This is a genomic window from Georgenia sp. Z1491 (assembly GCF_049856175.1).
Lineage (GTDB): Bacteria > Actinomycetota > Actinomycetes > Actinomycetales > Actinomycetaceae > JB111.
Window position 1 is genome coordinate 453,125 of sequence record NZ_JBNDNA010000001.1, and the last position, 17,353, is coordinate 470,477.

The 17,353-nt window shown below is 74.9% G+C and carries 16 protein-coding genes; 8 read left to right on the forward strand and 8 right to left on the reverse strand.

Annotated elements, in window-relative coordinates; translation table 11 throughout:
- Positions 1–75: 75 nt before the first annotated feature.
- Complete coding sequence (locus ACPYO4_RS02120) at positions 76–1,851, forward strand: gamma-glutamyltransferase family protein (RefSeq protein ID WP_425707551.1); 1,776 nt, start codon at positions 76–78, stop codon at positions 1,849–1,851.
- 61 nt (positions 1,852–1,912) lie between these two features.
- Here the strand turns inward: ACPYO4_RS02120 and ACPYO4_RS02125 are convergent, their stop codons facing one another.
- Positions 1,913–2,461, reverse strand: a complete 549-nt coding sequence (locus ACPYO4_RS02125) for a YqeB family protein (RefSeq protein ID WP_425707552.1) — start codon at positions 2,459–2,461, stop codon at positions 1,913–1,915.
- Between the two features lie 195 nt (positions 2,462–2,656).
- Between ACPYO4_RS02125 and ACPYO4_RS02130 the strand changes: the two genes are divergently transcribed.
- The 6 genes from ACPYO4_RS02130 to ACPYO4_RS02155 all read left to right on the forward strand — a co-directional run bounded on the left by ACPYO4_RS02130 (position 2,657) and on the right by ACPYO4_RS02155 (position 9,108).
- A complete protein-coding gene (locus ACPYO4_RS02130; protein WP_425707553.1) occupies positions 2,657–2,932 on the forward strand; it encodes a hypothetical protein in 276 nt (91 codons plus the stop codon).
- A 2-nt stretch (positions 2,933–2,934) separates the two neighbouring features.
- Positions 2,935–4,818, forward strand: a complete 1,884-nt coding sequence (locus ACPYO4_RS02135) for an ATP-binding cassette domain-containing protein (protein ID WP_425707554.1) — start codon at positions 2,935–2,937, stop codon at positions 4,816–4,818.
- On the forward strand, positions 4,815–6,338 hold the full coding sequence (locus tag ACPYO4_RS02140) for a phytoene desaturase family protein (protein WP_425707555.1): 1,524 nt from the start codon (positions 4,815–4,817) through the stop codon (positions 6,336–6,338). The genes ACPYO4_RS02135 and ACPYO4_RS02140 overlap by 4 nt, the downstream gene beginning before the upstream one ends.
- The gene (locus ACPYO4_RS02145; RefSeq protein ID WP_425707556.1) at positions 6,335–6,853 is read left to right on the forward strand and encodes a hypothetical protein; all 519 of its coding nucleotides are present in this window, start codon (positions 6,335–6,337) and stop codon (positions 6,851–6,853) included. Before ACPYO4_RS02140 ends, ACPYO4_RS02145 begins: the two co-directional genes overlap by 4 nt.
- A 126-nt stretch (positions 6,854–6,979) precedes the next feature.
- Positions 6,980–7,933, forward strand: a complete 954-nt coding sequence (locus ACPYO4_RS02150; RefSeq protein ID WP_425707557.1) for a hypothetical protein — start codon at positions 6,980–6,982, stop codon at positions 7,931–7,933.
- A 53-nt stretch (positions 7,934–7,986) separates the two neighbouring features.
- Positions 7,987–9,108: a trans-sulfuration enzyme family protein gene (locus ACPYO4_RS02155; RefSeq protein ID WP_425707558.1), complete on the forward strand. Its 1,122-nt coding sequence runs from the start codon at positions 7,987–7,989 to the stop codon at positions 9,106–9,108.
- On the opposite strand, the gene ACPYO4_RS02160 is transcribed toward ACPYO4_RS02155, so the two are convergent.
- From ACPYO4_RS02160 to ACPYO4_RS02180, 5 genes are all read right to left on the reverse strand, one after another.
- The gene (locus ACPYO4_RS02160; RefSeq protein WP_425707559.1) at positions 9,095–10,765 is read right to left on the reverse strand and encodes an ABC transporter permease; all 1,671 of its coding nucleotides are present in this window, start codon (positions 10,763–10,765) and stop codon (positions 9,095–9,097) included. The genes ACPYO4_RS02155 and ACPYO4_RS02160 overlap by 14 nt on opposite strands.
- On the reverse strand, positions 10,765–11,670 hold the full coding sequence (locus ACPYO4_RS02165) for an ATP-binding cassette domain-containing protein (RefSeq protein WP_425707560.1): 906 nt from the start codon (positions 11,668–11,670) through the stop codon (positions 10,765–10,767). Before ACPYO4_RS02165 ends, ACPYO4_RS02160 begins: the two co-directional genes overlap by 1 nt.
- Complete coding sequence (locus ACPYO4_RS02170) at positions 11,667–12,467, reverse strand: TetR family transcriptional regulator (protein ID WP_425707561.1); 801 nt, start codon at positions 12,465–12,467, stop codon at positions 11,667–11,669. Before ACPYO4_RS02170 ends, ACPYO4_RS02165 begins: the two co-directional genes overlap by 4 nt.
- A 188-nt stretch (positions 12,468–12,655) precedes the next feature.
- On the reverse strand, positions 12,656–13,423 hold the full coding sequence (locus tag ACPYO4_RS02175) for an NAD(P)-dependent oxidoreductase (protein WP_425707562.1): 768 nt from the start codon (positions 13,421–13,423) through the stop codon (positions 12,656–12,658).
- Positions 13,420–14,481 (reverse strand): EamA family transporter, encoded by a 1,062-nt coding sequence (locus tag ACPYO4_RS02180; RefSeq protein ID WP_425707563.1) that lies wholly within the window; start codon positions 14,479–14,481, stop codon positions 13,420–13,422. The genes ACPYO4_RS02175 and ACPYO4_RS02180 overlap by 4 nt, the downstream gene beginning before the upstream one ends.
- Before the next feature lie 79 nt (positions 14,482–14,560).
- On the opposite strand from ACPYO4_RS02180, the gene ACPYO4_RS02185 reads away from it, so the two are divergent.
- Positions 14,561–15,427, forward strand: coding sequence for a LysR family transcriptional regulator (locus ACPYO4_RS02185; RefSeq protein WP_425707564.1), 867 nt, complete (start codon positions 14,561–14,563; stop codon positions 15,425–15,427).
- Positions 15,428–15,480: 53 nt separating this feature from the next.
- Here ACPYO4_RS02185 and ACPYO4_RS02190 read toward each other — a convergent pair whose 3' ends face one another.
- Positions 15,481–16,434, reverse strand: a complete 954-nt coding sequence (locus ACPYO4_RS02190; protein WP_425707565.1) for an AEC family transporter — start codon at positions 16,432–16,434, stop codon at positions 15,481–15,483.
- 178 nt (positions 16,435–16,612) lie between these two features.
- Entirely contained in the window at positions 16,613–17,275 is a 663-nt protein-coding gene (locus ACPYO4_RS02195; protein ID WP_425707566.1) for a nucleotidyltransferase domain-containing protein, read from the reverse strand.
- Positions 17,276–17,353 lie beyond the last annotated feature (78 nt).

The window sequence follows — 17,353 nt, forward strand, 5'->3', positions numbered from 1 at the left end:
CCGGCCGACCGGCGCGTGGGGGCGCGGCATGCCAACCTGGACGGTGCCACGACGTCGGTGTGAGGTGGAGGAACGATGACACGACGACGGCACGCGTCCGCGCGCTCCCGCCTCGCGGTGGTGGTGGTCGCGGCGGCGACGCTCGCCGGGGGGTGCACCGCGTCGGAGCCCTCGTCGGGACCGGAGCCCACCACGGAGCCCGGATCCCCGCCCACGCCGACCGTCGGGCCCAGCCCGACGCACGGGACGTCGCCGTCGGAGGCACCCTCGGCAGAGGCGACGGAGACCCCGTCGGACCCACCGGACGAGACGGCCCTGGACTCGATGGGCGTGAGCGCCGGCGACCCCGCCGCGGTCGAGGCGGGAACGGAGGTCCTGGCCGACGGCGGGTCCGCCGTCGACGCGGCGATCGCCACCGCGTTCGCCGTCTCGGTCGTCGAGCCGTTCGCGTCCGGCGTCGGGGGCGGCGGCGCGACACTCGTCGTCCCCACGGTCGGGGACGAGGAACCGCAGGCTTACGACTACCGCGAGGTCGTCCCCGACGACGGCGTCGTCCCCCCGGGCGGAACCGGCGTCCCCGGGTTCGTCGCCGGCATGGCGGAGCTGCACGCGGACCACGGGCGCCTCGAGTGGAGCCGGCTCCTCGAGCCCGCGATCGAGCTCGCGTCCGACGGGCACCCGGTCTCCGAGGTTCTCGCCGGTCTGCTCGACACGCCCACCGGGCGCCAGGTGGCGGCAGAGAACCCCCAGTTCACCACCGGCGGCACGCCCCTCGGCGAGGGGGAGACCCTCGTCCAGGACGAGCTCGCCGCGACGCTGGGCGTGCTCGCGGACGAGGGCGCGGACGCCTTCTACACCGGCACCCTGAGCAGCGACCTCGCCGCCGCTCCGGGGCTCGACCCTGGCTCGCTCGCGGGCTACCAGGTGGTCCGCTCGCAGCCCGCGCGCGGGGCGCTCGGTGACCACGAGGTGCTCGCCGCCGCACCGCCCCTGCCGGGGGCCGCCCTCGTCCAGCAGCTTCAGGTCGCCGAGGCTCTGGGCGTCGCCGACCTCGAGCCGGGCACCGCGGACCACACCCACCGACTCGCCGGCGCCTGGCAGGTGGCGGACGGGACCGCGCAGACCCTGCTGGGCGACCCCGCCTTCGTCGACGTGCCGCTCGACGAGATCACCGACCCCGGGGCCAACGCGGAGCTCGCCGGGGCGCTGCCGATCGACCCGAGCGTCGACGGGCCCGCGCCCGCCGGGCCTGCCCCGGCGGTGCCGGAACGGGCCGACCTCGCGGAGGCGGGCAACACGACCCACGTCAGCGTGGTGGACGCGGACGGGCTGGCCGTGTCGATGACGAACACCATCACGCACTTCTGGGGGTCGGGGCAGAGCGTCGGCGGATTCTTCCTCAACGATCAGCTCACCCGGTTCGAGGCCATCGGGACCACCGACGCCAACGAGCCGGCACCCGGCCGACGGTCGGTCAGCTGGTCGATCCCCGCGGTCGTCGTCGACGGCGAGGACCGGCCCGTCCTCGCGATCGGCACGCCCGGCGGTCGGCGGATCCCCAACATCCTCACCGGCGTCGTCGCCCGGTGGGTGCTCCACGACCAGAGCCTCGAGGAGGCGGTCGCCGCGCCCCGGGCGCACGCCGAGGGGCAGATCCTGCAGATGGAGGCGGCCCCGGACGCTGCCACCGCGGATGCGCTCGCCGGGCTCGGGTACTCGATCGAGGTACCGGACCCCGAGGACCACGTCTTCGGCTCGGTACAGGCGCTGGCGATCGACCACGGCGCCCGCGAGGTGCGCGGTGCCGAGGACACCCGACGCGACGGGACGTTCACGGTCGTCGACCGGTGACGGCCGGCCCCGCGCTCGCACCCCCACTCTCGGCGACCGGACGCCGGGCGACCTGGCGGGGTCAGTCGCGCGGTCCCTCCCACGGGTAGCCGGCCGCGAGCAGCACCTCGCGGTGCCGGCCGCGGTCTCCCTCGAGCTCGTCGTCGTACAGGCGACGGCCGGCGGCGGTCTCGACGACGAGGTGACCCTTCTCGGGGTACACGGCGTCGACCTGGTCGCGCGCGATCTCCCGGACCACCTCGTTGCCGCGCGTCACCGTGATCCGCTCGCGGCTCACCATGAGGACCGTGGCGCGATGCACGACGACGGCGCCGAGCGCCAGGCCCAGCAGCAGCCCGAGCAGCGGCCTGCCCCACGAGAGCCAGGACTGGTCGAACGACCCGATCAGCTCGAGCGGCCCCTGGAACGGCATCCACGGCACCCGCGCGGCCCAGCCCGCCAGCAGCGGGACCAGGGCGCCGACCGCCGCGCCGCCACCGCCGAAGATCGCGTACGTCCACGTCCGGTCGGACCCGTGGATGCCCCCGATCGCGACCGCGGGGTCGTCCGCGCGGGCCGGGTCGTCGTCCCGACCGGCGTCGTCGGGTCCGGGCCGGTGTGCGTCGTCCATGGGTCGACAGCGTAGGGGCGGCACGCGCAGGGTCCGAGCCGTCCGACGCGGCGTCCGCACGTCGTCCGACCCCCGTGTGAGCGCGGTCTTATCTCGGCGGTGACTCCTCTCTCACCAGGGGTTTCTAGCGTTCCAGTCAGCCGGAGACGGCACGCGCGGCGACACAGCGACAGACCGACGGCACGGACCGACGGCGTGGTGTTCGCCGCGCGGGACGCGCTCGGCGCCGTCGCGGGTGTGCGCTGGCTCGCCGACGCCGATCTCCCGCTCCTCGCCGTCAGCGGCCTGCTCACGTCCGCGCCGCTGGCGGTCCGCGAGCTCGAGGCCGTGCACCCGAACATGACTATCGTCGACACGATGGCCCTCGACGAGCCCGAGCAGGCCGTGATGCTGCGCGACGCCGCCCTGGCCACCCGTACCCGGGGTGTGCCGGGCCTCGCCGCGCTCAGCGAGGACGCGAAGGCGGTCTGACCATGACCCGTCCGGTTCCCCGGCCGACGGGCGCGCCGACGCCGTACTCGGCGCCCACCCCGTCCGAGGCCCACGACGTCGCCTCCGTGCGCGCGCCGACGTCCGAGGCCCACGACGTCGGCTCCGCGCACGCGCCGCCGGCCGAGAACGAGCCACCGGTCCCCAAGGCCCCGAGCGTCCCGCGCCCGATCGGCGCCGGTCGACGCCTGCGCTTCGTCCTGCTCATCGGCATCGGCGTGGGCCAGGCGCTCGCCGCCGTCGGCGTCGCGATGCTCACCCAGCGCGGCTTCGACACCCTCCTCGGGTCGGCGGCCGGCGGCCAGGGCTCTCAACCGTCCCCCGGCGCGACGGGCCTGACGACCCTCGTCGTCGGCCTGCTCGCCTGCGTGCTGATCAGCGCCTGGATGCGCGGGGCCGAGCGCACGGAGTCGGAGAAGCTCGGCCAGCACTACGTCACCGAGGTCCGCGCCGTCCTCTTCACGCACCTCACCGCCGTCCCGGCGCGCGAGCTCGGCCGCCGCGGCCGCGGCGACATGCTGATGAAGTTCGTCGGCGACCTGTCCGCCCTGCGGCTGTGGGTCAGCCGCGGCCTCGCCCGCCTCACCGTGGCCGGCGTCGCCATCGCCCTGGCGATCACCGCCGTCGCGTGGATGAACCTCACCCTCGGCCTGGCCGTCGGCGGGGTGCTCGTCCTCGGCGGGGCGCTCACGCTCGCCATCACCCCGTGGATGATGCGCACCGCCAAGGTCTCCCGGCGACGCCGGTCCCGCCTGACCGGCGAGGTCACCGAGCGGCTCACCCAGGTCGCCGTGCTCCAGGCCGCCGGCCAGGAACGCCGCGAGGGCAAGCGGGTCGGCCGGCACAGCGAGAAGGTCGCCGCCGCCATGGTCGACCAGGCACGTGCCTCGGGCGCCGCCCGCGCCATCGCCGAGGGCACCGCCGTCGCCGCGAGCGCAGCCGCCCTGGTGGTCGGCGGCATCGAGGTCACGGCCGGCCGGGCCTCCCCGGGCACGATCGTCGCCGGCGTGAGCGTGGCCGGCATGCTCGCCGGCTACCTGCGGGACCTCGGGCGGGTCGCCGAGTACGCCTCCCGCGCGAAGGTCGCCATGGCGGCCGTGCGCCGGTTCCTCGACATCGCCCCGCTGCCGGTCACGCCCGGCGCGCCGGACATCGAGGTCGACCGCGGCCTCGTCGAGGTCGACGACGTCAGCCTCGGCACCGCGCTGACCGACGTCACCGTCCGCGCCGAGCCCGGCACCCGGGTCGCCGTCGTCGGACCCAACGGCGCGGGCAAGTCCACGCTCACCTCCGTCGTGGCCCGCCTCGTCGACCCCGACGCCGGGACCGTGCGCATCGACGGGCAGGACGTCCGGCACCGCTCGCTGCGCTCCGTCCGGCGCTCGATCGGGATCTCCTCGCCGAGCATGCCCCTGCTCTCGGGCAGCGTCCGGCGCAACGTCACCTACCGGATCCCCAGGGTCGACGACGCCGAGCTCGAGCGCGTGACCCGCCTGTGCGGCCTCGACGAGCTCGTCGCCTCCCTGCCCGACGGCTGGGACACCGACGTCGGCCCCGGCGGCGGCCGGCTCTCCGCCGGCCAGCAGGCGCGCATCTCCATCGCCCGCGCCGCCCTGGGCCGGCCCGCGCTGCTCGTGCTCGACGAGGCCGAGGCCCACCTCGACCCCGAGAACTCACGTGTCGTCGACCGCGTGCTGGCCGACCACCACGGCACCGCCCTGGTGGTCACGCACCGGCACGAGCTCATGGCGTCCTCCGACGTCGTCTGGTGCCTGGAGGACGGCCGGCTCACCAGGGTCGCCACCCCCGCGGAGCTCCTCTCGTCCGACGACGACGCCGCACGGCTCGCCGAGGCGGTGCCGGCATGAGCCGCTCGCCGTTCGACGTCGGGCACGACCCGGCCGTGGCCGGCCGGACCGCAGCCGTCGTCGGGTCGGGCCCCAACGGGCTGGCCGCCGCGGTCGCGCTGGCTCGCGCGGGGATCGCCGTCACCGTCTACGAGGCCGGGCCGGAACCGGGCGGGGCCACCCGCTCCGGGCCGGTCCTCGGCGAGGGGACGACGGTCGACCTCGGCTCCGCGGTCCATCCGTTCGGCATCGCGAGCCCGTTCCTCGCCACCCTCGACCTCGCACGGCACGGGCTGGAGTGGATCCAGCCGGACATCCCCGTGGCTCACCCGCTCGACGACCGTCCGGCCGCCGTCCAGTACCGCTCGCTGAGGTACACGGCCGCCGACCTCGGACGCGACGGCAGGGCGTGGCAGCGCCTCTACGGCCCCGTCGTCGACGCCTGGCAGGAGACGACCGCGGGCTTCCTCGGACCGATGCTCCGCGTTCCGCGTCACCCCGCGGCGCTCGCCCGCCTCGGGCTGCGCGGCGCGCTGTCGGCGACCACCGTCGCGAGGACCCTCTTCCGTGCGGAGCGGGCGCGCGCCCTGTTCGCCGGGACCTCCGCGCACTCCGTCCTGCCGCTGACCCACCCGCTGACCGCCGCCTTCGGCGTCCTCTTCGGCGCCGCCGCCCACGCGACCGGCTGGCCCGTCGCCCGCGGCGGGTCTCGCGCGATCGCGGCCGCGCTGGTCGCCGAGCTCGAGGCGCACGGCGGGCGGGTGGTCACCGGCGCCGAGATCACCGACCTCGCGCAGGTGCGGCCCGCGGACGTCGTGCTGCTCGATCTCGGGCCCCACGCCGTCGCCGACCTCGTCGGCGACGAGCTGCCCGACGGCGTGGCCCGCGGGCTGCGCCGCTGGCGCTACGGCACCGCCACCCACAAGGTCGACTACCTCCTCGACGGCCCCGTGCCGTGGCGCGACGAGCGCGTCGGCCGCGCCGGCACCGTCCACCTCGGCGGCACGCTCGACGAGATCGCGGCCGCCGAGCGCGACGTCCACCGCGGCCGCCACCCCGACCGGCCCTACGTCCTCGTCGCCCAGCAGAACGCCCTCGACCCCGGACGCGCCCCCGCCGGCCGCCAGGTGCTCTACGCCTACGCCCACACCCCGCACGGCTCGGCGGCACCGGTGGGGGACCGGATCGACGCACAGATCGAACGGTTCGCCCCCGGGTTCCGCGACCGCGTGCTGGGCCGGGTGGAATCCGCGCCCGCCGACCTCGCGGCGTGGAACGCCAACCTCGTCGGCGGTGACGTCATCGGGGGCTCGATGGGTGGGGCGCAGCTCCTGCTGCGGCCGCGCGCCACCCTGCGGCCCTACGGGCTGGGGGTGCCCGGGCTGTTCGTGTGCTCGGCGTCGACACCCCCCGGCGGCGGCGTCCACGGCATGAACGGCTACCACGCGGCCCGCGCGGCGCTCGCCCACCTCCGACGCTCGACGAGCCCGGGACGAAGACACGAAGGAGTGGACATGACCAGTATCGAGGTGACCCGATGAACCGGCTCGCCGCGACCTCGCACCGGGGCCGGGCAGCGAGCTCGCCCGGCCGCGCCAAGACCCTCACCTACCTCGCGGGGATCGCGCTGTGCGCGGTCGTGGCCGCGCCGATCCGGCAGAACCGCCGCCCGGCAAAGGAACGGGTCGACGGCTTCCCCCTGTCCTACTACCCGATGTTCTCCGTGCGCCGGACGAGGAACGGCACCGTGCACCACCTGCTCGGCATCGACGCCGACGGCACCGAGCGGATCCTGCACTGCGGCCACGCCGGGACCGGCGGGCTCAACCAGGTTCGCCGCCAGATCAACCGCCGCGTGCGCGAGGGGCGGGCCGAGGAGGTCGCGCGCCTCGTCGCGGCGTCGGTCGCGGCGTCGTCGGCGCGCGACGACGCCGCGGTCCGCCACGTCCGCGTCGTCACCAGCGTGCACCGCTTCGACGACTTCTTCGCGGGGGACCGCACGCCCCGACGCCGCACCGTGCTCGCCGAGGTGCCGGTCCCGCGCACCATGACCTGACCGACCGCGCGATCCCGCCGCCCGGCGTGCCTCCCGCTCGGCGCACCCGGTCCCCGACGTACCAGTGCCGACGCACCCGCCCCGACGTACCGACCCGCCCGTCCCCGGCCCACCTGGAGACCTTCGATGTCCACCCGGATCCGCGCCGGCGCCCGGCGCCTCGCGTCCGCCCTCGACCGGCGCCTCCTGCCCGCCACCGCGGCCGCGCGACCCGCGCTCAACCGGGTCGCGACCGGCGCCTACACCGCCTACTACCTGGGCAGGCGCGTGCGGATGTTCCGCCGCGTCCACCGCACCGACCCCGGCCTGTTCCAGCCCGTCGGCCCGGTGAAGATCCTCCGGCGTCCGCTGCCGGCGCCCGTCGCCGACGCCCTGATGTACGCCACCCTCGCCAGCGACGTCGCGTTCACTCTCGGCGTCCGCCACCGGGTGACGGGACCCCTGCACGCCGCCCTGCTCACGTGGACGCTGTCCTACCGCAACTCGTGGTCGATGATCTTCCACAGCGACAACAACCTCGTCCTGCACACCGCGGTGCTGGGCGTGACCCCGTCCGCCGACGCCGTCTCGGTCGACCGGCTCCTCAGGCGACGGGTGGGCCCGACGGCGACGACCCCGGGCCCGGCTCACCCAGGGGCGCCGGCGCCGTCCTGGCGGTACGCCGCGCCCGTGCGCGGGATGCAGGCCGTCACCGCCGTCAACTACTTCCTCGCCGGCTACGCCAAGGTGCTCGGCCCGATGGGCTGGCGGTGGGCCGACGGCGAGGTGCTGCGACGGCAGATCGCCGCCGACGGCCTGCGCAAGGAGCTCCTCGGCAGCGAGGCCGCCGGTCTCGGCATCCGGCTCTACGACCAGACGTTCCTGTTCACGGTCTCGGCCGCCGGGTCGCTCGTCCTCGAGCTCGCGGCACCGCTCGCGCTGCTCGACCGCCGTCTCGCCCGCCTCTGGGCGGTCAGTGCGTTCTCGATGCACTGGGGCATCAAGGCGATCATGGGCATCACGTTCAGGCACAACCTCTCGGGCGTGCTGTACCTGCCCTACTTCCCGCTCGAGAGGCTTCTGCCGCCCCGTATGCGCTGACACCGCGCCGGGCGGCCGAGCTCGCCGATCGGGCCCCGACCTACCCTGGCCGGGTGAACGAGAACTGGTCCGCCCGCACCCGCGCCGTCGCCCTCGGCCGCCCCGCCGGGCCCGGCGCACCCCTCAACGTGCCGCCGTCGCTGGCGTCGACGCTGCGCGAGGGCGGCACCGACTACACCCGGTTCGGGACCGACGGCACCACCGCCCTGGAGGCCGCTCTCGGCTCCCTGGACGGCGGGCACGCCGTCGCCTTCTCCTCCGGCATGGGGGCGGCCGCGGCGATCGTCGAGACGATGCCGGTCGGCACGCACGTGGTCAGCTCCTCGACGATCTACCACGGCGTGCGCTCGCTGCTCGCCGACCTCACCGCGCTGGGGCGCCTGCGCGACGTCCCCGTCGACGCCACCGACCACGACGCCGTCGCCGCCGCCCTCGACGCCGCGGCCGCAGAGGGTGTGCCGGCGCTGCTGTGGCTCGAGACGCCGAGCAACCCGTTGCTCGAGATCCTCGACGTCGAGGCCCTCGCCGCGATCGCCGCCGAGCGTGGCGTGCCGGTGGCGGTCGACTCGACGTTCGCCACCCCGCTGCGGCTCCGGCCGCTCGAGCTCGGCGCCACGTACGTCGTGCACTCGGCCACCAAGTACATCGGCGGGCACTCCGACCTGCTCATGGGCGTGGTCGTCGCCCGGGACCCCGACGCCCTCGCGCCGATCGTGCGGCAGCGCTCCCTGCACGGCGGCTTCCCCGGCGGCATGGAGACCTTCCTCGCCCTGCGCGGTCTGCGCACGCTCGCCGTCCGCCTCGACCGCGCCGAGGCGAGCGCCCAGGTCCTCGCCGAGCGCCTCGCGGACCACCCGGCGGTCACCTCGGTGGCCTACCCGGGCCTGCCGGACGACCCCGGGCACGAGCTCGCCGCCCGCACGATGGGTGGGTTCGGTGCCGTCGTGTCCTTCTGCCTGAGGAGCGAGGACGCGGCGGACCGCGTGCTCGCCCGCACCGAGCTCGTCATCATGGCGACCTCGCTTGGCGGCGTCGAGACCACCGCCGAGCGGCGCAACCGCTGGGGCGAGGGCACCCGGACGGGCCTGGTGCGCATGAGCGTCGGGATCGAGGACGTGGAGGACGTCTGGGCCGACCTCGCCCGGGCGCTCGAGCCGGAGGTCAGCGCGAGGTGACGTCCCGGCGTCGGAACCCGAGCGCCCCGACGACGACGAGCACCGCGGCGATGCCCGTCAGCACGAGCAGCGGGGCCACCTCGAGATCCTCCGCGGGCAGGGCCGGCGTGCTGTCGAACGGGGACACCGCGAGCGCCCAGCCCGGGATGTCGAGCAGGCCGCCGAGGAACAGCACGAGCGCCGTCCACACCACCAGCAGCCACGCCAGGACCGTCAGGCGAGGCGCCAGGCCGAACGTCGCGACCGCGAGCCCGGCGAGCACCGCGATCGCCGGCAGGTACACCAGCGCGGCGAGGGTGAGCTCGCCGATCCGGGAGGCCTCGCCGACCCCGAGGGCCACGCCGATCCCGGTGCCCAGACCGGAGACCACGGTGAGGAGGACCATGTGCACGGCGACCGTCAGCAGCCACCCCCCGAGGTAGCCGGTCCGCGAGCTGCCGGTGACGATCGTCTGCTCGGTGCGGCCCGAGGACTCCTCGGCCTTGAGCCGTAGCACGCCCGAGACGGCGAGGATCATCGGTGCCACGAGGACGATCGTGAGGATGATGCCCGCGAACTGCGCGGTCATGTCCGTGCCCTCCAGGGCGACCCAGTCCTGCAGAGTGGGGTTGTCCTCGAGCATGTCGTCGATCGATCCGGCGAGGGAACCCATCGCCACGGCGAACAGGAAGGTCCCCACTCCCCAGGCGATGACCGAGCCGCGCAGGAGCCGCTCGGCGAGCCCGGCCGGGGAGAGCAGCGAGCGCGCCGCGTTGGCGGGCCCGGGGGAGGGGCGGCGCAGGCCGGCGCCGAGGTCACGCCTGCGGGCGAGGCTGACGGCCACGACGTACAGGACGACGACGGCGGCCGCCGAGACCGCGAGCGGCCACCACCTGAGGTCGACGAACAGGCGGGTCTGCTGGGCCCAGGCCAGCGGCGAGAACCAGGACAGCCACGAGCCCGTGGGCTCGATGACGTCGCCGATGCCGCGGACGAGGAAGGCGCCCGCGAGGACGGCGGCCGACAGCCCGCTCGCCCCGCCAGCGTGCTCGGTGGTCTGGGCGACCACCGTGGCGAGCGCGGCGAACACCATGCCGGTCAGCGCCGTGGCGAGCCCCAGGGCGAGCGAGTCGGTGACAGCCATCCCGGGGACGACCAGGCTGATCGTCACTGCCGCGCCGACGAGGACGTTGGCGACGGCGACGGTGACGACGGACGCCGTCGGCGCGGCGAACCGGCCGACGGGGAGCGAGCGGATGAGCTCGAGGCGCCCCGACTCCTCCTCGGCGCGGGTGTGCCGCACGGCCAGGAGGATCGACATGATGCTCGCCGCGAGGAGCACGTAGAGCACGAGCTCGTTGGCGACCATCGCGCCGAACGTGTAGTCGTCGAGAGCGAACGCCGGGCCGCTCATGATGACCGCGGCCGGGCTCGACATGAGGTCGGCGCGGCCCTGGAGCGACTCCTGGGTGGGGAACGCGCCTTCGAGGGAGTAGACCGAGCCGAGGACGACGAGCCCGACGGCGAGCGCCCACACCGCGATGCGGACCCGGTCGAGCCGCAGGTTGAGCCGGACCAGGGTCGCTGTCCCCGTGAGGCTTGTGCCGGCGTCGGGCGGTGGTCGGTCCGTGCGGCGTGCCGGCGGGACGTCGGTGCGACCGGTGGCTGTGGCGGTCATCAGGCGGCCTCGCTCACGTCGTCGCCGTAGTGGCGCATGAAGAGGTCCTCCAGCGACGGCGGGGTGATGGACAGGTTCTCGACGCCGGCGTCGGCGAGCACCTGGAGGACCTCGTTGATCCGGGCGTTGTCGATGTCGAAGGTGAGGCGGTCACCCTCGCGGGCGAGGTCGTGGACGCCGTCGAGGCGGGTGAACGCCTCGGCGGGGTGGCTGGTCGTCGCGGTGACGGTCGAGCGCGTGAGGTGGCGCATCTCGGCGAGGGTGCCGGACTCGACGGCTCGGCCCGCCCGGATGATCGTCACGGTGTCGCACAGCTTCTCGACCTCGCCGAGGATGTGGCTCGACAGCAGGACCGTGCGGCCGTCCGCGCGCAGCTTCCGGACCTCGTCGGTGAACACGGCCTCCATCAGGGGGTCGAGGCCGGAGGTCGGCTCGTCGAGGAGGAACAGCTCGGCGTCGGAGGCGAGTGCCGAGACCAGGGCGACCTTCTGCCGGTTGCCCTTGGAGTACGTGCGCGCCTTCTTCGTCGGGTCGAGCTCGAAGCGCTCGATCAGCTCCTCGCGGCGTCGCCGGTCGGCGGTGCCGCCGTGCAGGCGGGTGAACACGTCGATCGCCTCGCCGCCGGTGAGGTTCGGCCACAGGCTCGTGTCGCCGGGGACGTAGGCGAGGCGGCGGTGCACGGCGACGGCGTCGGACCAGGGGTCCTGGCCGAGCACGGTGGCGCGGCCGGAGTCGGCGCGGAGCATGCCGAGCAGCACGCGGATGGTCGTGGACTTCCCGGCGCCGTTGGGGCCGAGGAATCCGGTGACGCGCCCGGTGGGCACGGTGAGCTCGAAGCCGTCGAGCGCGCGGGTGGAGCCGAAGGTCTTGACGAGGTCGGCGACCTCGATCGCGGGGCTGGTCATGCGGTGCTCCTGTGGGACGTGGTGGAAGGTGCGGGATCGGTGGCGGCGGGCGCCGCAGTGGCGGTGTCGTCGTCGGAGGGTGTGGTGGTGGTGCGGTCGGAAGGGTCGGAGTCCTCGTCGTCGAGCCCGTCGGTCGCCCGGCCCTCCTGCGCGGCCCTGGCACCGTCGGGCGTGGCGAGGTAGGCGGCGAGCAGGTCGGGGCTCGTGAGCAGCGGCTCGGTGTACAGCTCGAGCAGCGGGAGCGTCATCGTGTCGGCGTAGGCGCGCAGCATGGCGGGCAGCTCCTCGAGGTCCCAGTGCTCCTGCCGGCCCGGGAGCTGGAGGAGCAGCGCGCCGAGGGACAGGACGGTGAGCGCCCGGGCGCGCGCGGCGGGGGCGCGGCTCGGGCGGACGACGCCGTCGTCGACCGCCTCCTGGACGTAGACGGACGTGTTGTCGACGGAGGCGTTCACGAACCGGTCGGTCAGCTCGCCCCCGTGCTGCAGCGCCCGCAGCACGTAGCCGACGAGCGTCGTGTAGCCCTCGATACCCGCGAGCGGGATGAGCATCGCGGCCGCCCGGGCGTTCGACCGGAGGACCGAGGACTTGAAGTCGCGGATCTGCGCCAGGACGTGCTCGTCGCAGGCCTCGCGGAGGCCGGCGCGCGAGCCGAAGTGGTGGAGGATCAGGCCCGCGCTGACCCCGGCATCGGCGGCGATGCTGCGCAGCGACGCGTCGAGGCCGTGGGCCGCGAACCGGTGGATCGCGGCGTCCCGGATGCGGGCCCTGGTGGTGAGATCCTCGGACGTTGAACTCATGTTCAGGACGCTATACGTGCGTTCAGTCGATGCGCAAGGAGATTCTGGGCGCGGATCGTCCTGGTCCGCCTCGGCCTGCTCCGGGCATCTCCGACGAGGTCGTGCTTGGGGCGGCGAGGTCGTGCGCGCGAGGCACGATCTCGACGGTCCGGGCACGACCTCGCCGAGGCCCGGGCGAGGCGCCGGCGTCAGCGGTCGATGCGGGGGTGTTCCGTGTGGCTTCGCGCGACGGTGATGTGCCGGTCGGTGCCCGGAACCTCGACCTCGTCGATCGCGGCCACCGCGAGATCCTCCACCGAGATGCTCGAACGGCCGTCCGGGTCCGTGAGCAGGGTGGTGGTCCCGCGTCGGTAGCGGCCCGAGCGCTCGCCGGGCGCGAGGACGGCGGGCGGGCTGAGGTAGGTCCACCCCTCGTACGGATGGACGACGCACGCCGCCAGCTGGTCCAGGCTCGCTGCCGCGACGGCACGCCACGATGGCGGGACGAACCTCGGATCGTCGACGACGAGCAGGCCGCCGTCCCCGGGCGCCGGGCAGCCTTCCGTCGGGACCGCTTCCGCATCACCCGGTGCCGGGTCCGCCCGCCCGGGAGAGCTGAGCGGGCCGGCACCCCCGACGACGAGGAGCCGCGTGTCCGTGCGGCGGGCGGCGTCGAGGACCGTTGTCGTGAGCGGGCCGATTCTCCGCTCTGCCCCCGACGGTGCGCGTGCGGCGAGGATCGCGGCGTCGGCCCCGGCGAGTACCGCGTCGGCCGCGCCTGGTCGTGAGACGTCGAGGGCGACGGTGCGCACGGGTGTGCCCCGCCGTGCGTCGTCGTCGGTGGTGGTTCGAGGACTGCGCGTGCGGGTGCGCCCCGGGCTCCGCGAGACGGCGACGACGTCGTGCCCGCGCCGCGTGGCCTCGCTGGTGAGCTGGGTTCCGACCATGCCGGTCGCGCCGATGACGACGATCCTCACGATGCGACCTCCTGCGTCGTCGGGGTGTGCGGAGCGTGCGCGTCGATGCGGGAGCGTCGAGGGGACGGCTGGCTGCTGCGGCGTGCGCCAGGCCTTCGGCGCCGCGGCGCGAGCTGGCCCGCGGCGAGGGCGGCCAGGGCGAGGGCGAACCCGACCAGCTGGACCGGGGTGAGGCGCTCTCCGACGACGGCGGCCCCGAGGACCGCCGCGACGAGGGGGGAGAGCAGGCCGAGGAGTGCCGTCGCGGTGACCGGGCGGGAGCGGACCCCGGCGAACCACAGCGAGTAGGCGATGAGCCCGCCCACGAGGCCGAGCCACGCGTACCCGGCGACGGCCGGGGCGTCGATGCCGGTGGGAACGCCGTCGACGACGAGGGTCGGGACGAGCAGGACGAGGCCGCCCGCGGTCAGCTGCCAGGAGGCGAACCCCACGGGCCCCACGTCGTCGGGCCGGCCCCACCGCTTGGTGAGCACGACGCCGGTGCCCATGGAGGCGGCGCCGAGGATGCCCGCGGCGATGCCGACCGGGTCGAGCGCCGCGTCGGGTCCGAGCACGACGAGACCGACCCCCAGCACGCCGACGACGCCCCACGCGAGCCGCCACCGTGAGAGACGCTCCGAGAGGATGAGGACCGCGAGGAAGGTGATGAGGATCGGCTGAGTGGCGCCGAGGGTCGAGGCGACGCCGCCCGGCAGCCGCTCCGCGGCCACGAAGAGCAGCGGGAAGAAGATGGCCATGTTGAGCGTGCCGAGCACGGCGGACCGCCACCACCACGCGCCGCGGGGCAGCCGGCGGGCGACGAGCAGGCCGAGCAGGCCTGCCGGGAGCGCGCGCATGAGCGCGGCGAACATCGGGTGGTCCGCCGGGAGCAGCTCGGTGGTCGCGATGTAGGTCGTCCCCCACACGGCCGGCGCAAGAGCGGTCGCCAGGGTGAGCGCGGTGGTGCGGCCGGGTGAGGGGTGAGGCGTGTCGACGTCGGGCGTGGTGCCGCGTCCGGGCGGTCCGGTGGGCGTCGCGTCGGGCGCCGATGTCCCCGGGCGGGGTGCTGTCGTCGTCATGCGACCAGCGTCGGCCCGCCTTGGTTGATGAGTCCAACACATCGTTGTCATCGGATCGATCGCGTAGCACGATGGATGGATGGAGCTGCAGCAGCTGCGCTACGTCCTCGCTGTGGCCGAGACCCGCAGCTTCACCCGCGCCGCCGAGCGCTGCTTCGTGGTCCAGTCGGCGCTCAGCCACCAGGTCAAGGCGTTGGAGCGGGAGCTCGGCGTCGATCTCTTCGCCCGGACGAGCCGGCGGGTGGAGGTCACCGCCGCCGGCGAGGCCTTCCTCCCGGCGGCCCGTGCCGCGCTCGATGCTGTCGAGCGCGCCGCTGCCGAGGCCGCGTCCGCCGCCGGCGAGGTGCGAGGGACGCTGCGCATCGGGCTGATCCCGACCGTCACCGCCCTCGACGTCCCCGCGCTCGTGGGCCGGCTGCGCGACGAGCACCCCGCGGTGCGGGTGACGATGCGCGGCGGTGGCAGCGACGAGCTCGTCGCCGCGATCCGCTCCGGCGAGCTCGACCTCGCCGTGCTCGGCCTGTCCGACACCCGCTCGCCGGTCGGCGTCGCCTCCCGTGAGCTCGCCCGTGAGCCGCTCGTCGCCGTGCTCCCGGCCGGGCACCGGCTCGCCCGGCGACGCCGACTCGGGCTCGCCGAGCTGGCCGACGAGACGTTCGCCGACTTCGGCGCCGGCACTCCGGGCCGCGCGCAGAGCGACATCGCGTTCGCGGCCGCGGGCGTCGCGCGGGAGGTGGCCTTCGAGTCGATCGGTCCCGAGCTGCTCCTCGGTCTGGTCGCCGAGGGGCTCGCGGTCACGCTGCTGCCGGCCGCCGTCGTGCCGGACGACGCCCGCACGGTGGTCGTCCCGGTGGTCGACGGACCGGTCCGGGTCGAGCACCTGGCGTGGAGCGACTTCAACCCCGGCCCCGCGACGCTGGCGTTCCTCGACCTCCTCGACGCCTGAGCGAGCGGTACCTCGCCCGCTCGGCGAGGACCTGTGCGGTCGGCGCTGCCCCGTTACAGCCAACCCATCGCGCGCAGGCCGAGCATCCACCCCGAGAGCGTGAGGAACGAGCACGCCGTCTGGAGCATCATCGACGCGGTCGGGACGTCGGACTCCCCGTACCCCTCGCCGAGCGCGGGCAGCACCGAGTACGTCGGCAGCGCGCACATCAGCACCGCTGCCGCCCGCAGCTCGGCCGGCAGCGGGGGCAGCCCGGCGGCGTCGAGCAGGAGGATCAGTCCGACGGCGATCGCCGGCATCACGGCCAGCTTCCCGACGACCGTGGTGGCGATGTCCCCCACCGCCCCGCGCACGCGCAGACCGACGAACATCCCGCCGACGGCGAACAGCGCCACCCCCGTCGACGCGCCCGCGAGGAGGTCGACGCCGCGGTCGAGCGTCGTCGGCAGGTCGATGCCGGCCGTGCTCAGTGCGAGCGCGGCGACGATCGCGATGACCATCGGGTGCAGGACGACACCGCGCAGGGTCGCGACGAGCCGGTCGCGGACGGTGCCCGTGCCCGTCGCCTGCTCGGCCAGCAGCAGCGTGAGCGGGATGATGAGTACGTTGTCGACGATCATGCCCATCCCGACGGCGGCCCCCGCCCGCTCCGCGAACAGGATGAGGAAGATCGGGAACCCGATGAACCCGTTGGCCGTCCCCGCCATGCCGGTGCCCATGAAGATCGCCCGCAGCCTCGACCTGCCCCGCGCGCGGGCGTAGGCGGCAGCGAGGCCGAACATCACCAGCGCGGCGATCGCGTAGGTGAGCAGGTACACGGCGTGGAAGACCTCGCCGGGGGAGCGGCCGGCGATGTTGGCGAAGATGAGGAGAGGCAGCGCCACCTTGACGACGAACCGCGACAGGACCGCAGCGTCCTCGCGCCGGAACATGCCGGACCGCGTGAGGACGTAGCCGAGCGCGACGACGAGGAAGACCGGCACCGTCGCCGAGAGCACGTGCTGCACACTGCCTCCCTGGTCGTCGTAGTGGCTGGGCCGGCCCGCCACCGTGGTCGTCGTGGTGCGGCCGGACCGGCCCGCCGCCGTTCGTGCACGTCGTCGACGACGGAGGGGCACCGCTCGGCGCCGTTCGTCGTCGTCGGGGAGATTGTCGCCCGTCCCGGCGCGGCGGAGGCGCGGATGCTCAGAGGGTGTCGAGCCAGGCGTGGTCGGCGTCCAGGCGCGCGACGACGTCGCGCAGCCACCGGCGCGCCCGGGCGTCGAGCAGCGGAAGCGCGGCCCGGGCGTCCTGCCGGTCCTTCTCCCGAGCCTGGGCGGCCTTGAACATGAGGGTCACCTCGGGCCGTGCGTAGCGCAGCCCGTCGGGCGCGACCCACGTGACGTCGTCGAGGTCCTCGGTGTGGGAGGCGAGGCGCTTGTTGGTCCAGCGGCCGCCGGTCTCCGGGGTGAACGGCACGTCGAGGATCCACGGCGAGCGCGCGTCACGTCGCACCCACAGCTGGCTGTCGGGCCGCAGCTCGCCGAAGCGCCCGTCGAAGGGGCGCAGCCACCCCTCGTCGACGTTCCACGGCGTCCACCGGTCGCCGAGGAAGCGGCGGAAGGCCCCGGCGTCGCTCGACAGGATCGAGACGTCCAAGTCCTCGTGCGGGCGCGCGACGCCGGTAACGACCTCGATGCTCCAACCGCCCACGATCCACCACGGCCGGTCGAAGCCCCGCATGAAGGCGCCGACGGTGGTGGGGTCGAGCGGGTCCCAGCCGCCGTACCAGCGCGAGAACTGCTCGGGCGGCAGCGGGCGGGCGAAGCGCGGTTGCGCCGCGGGAGGACGTGGACGGCGTGGTGGCACAGGGCGAGAGGCTACGGGCCGGGCCTTCTGCGCGCCCGGGAATACCCACCCCACCTCCAAGGTTGAGCCAGGCAGACT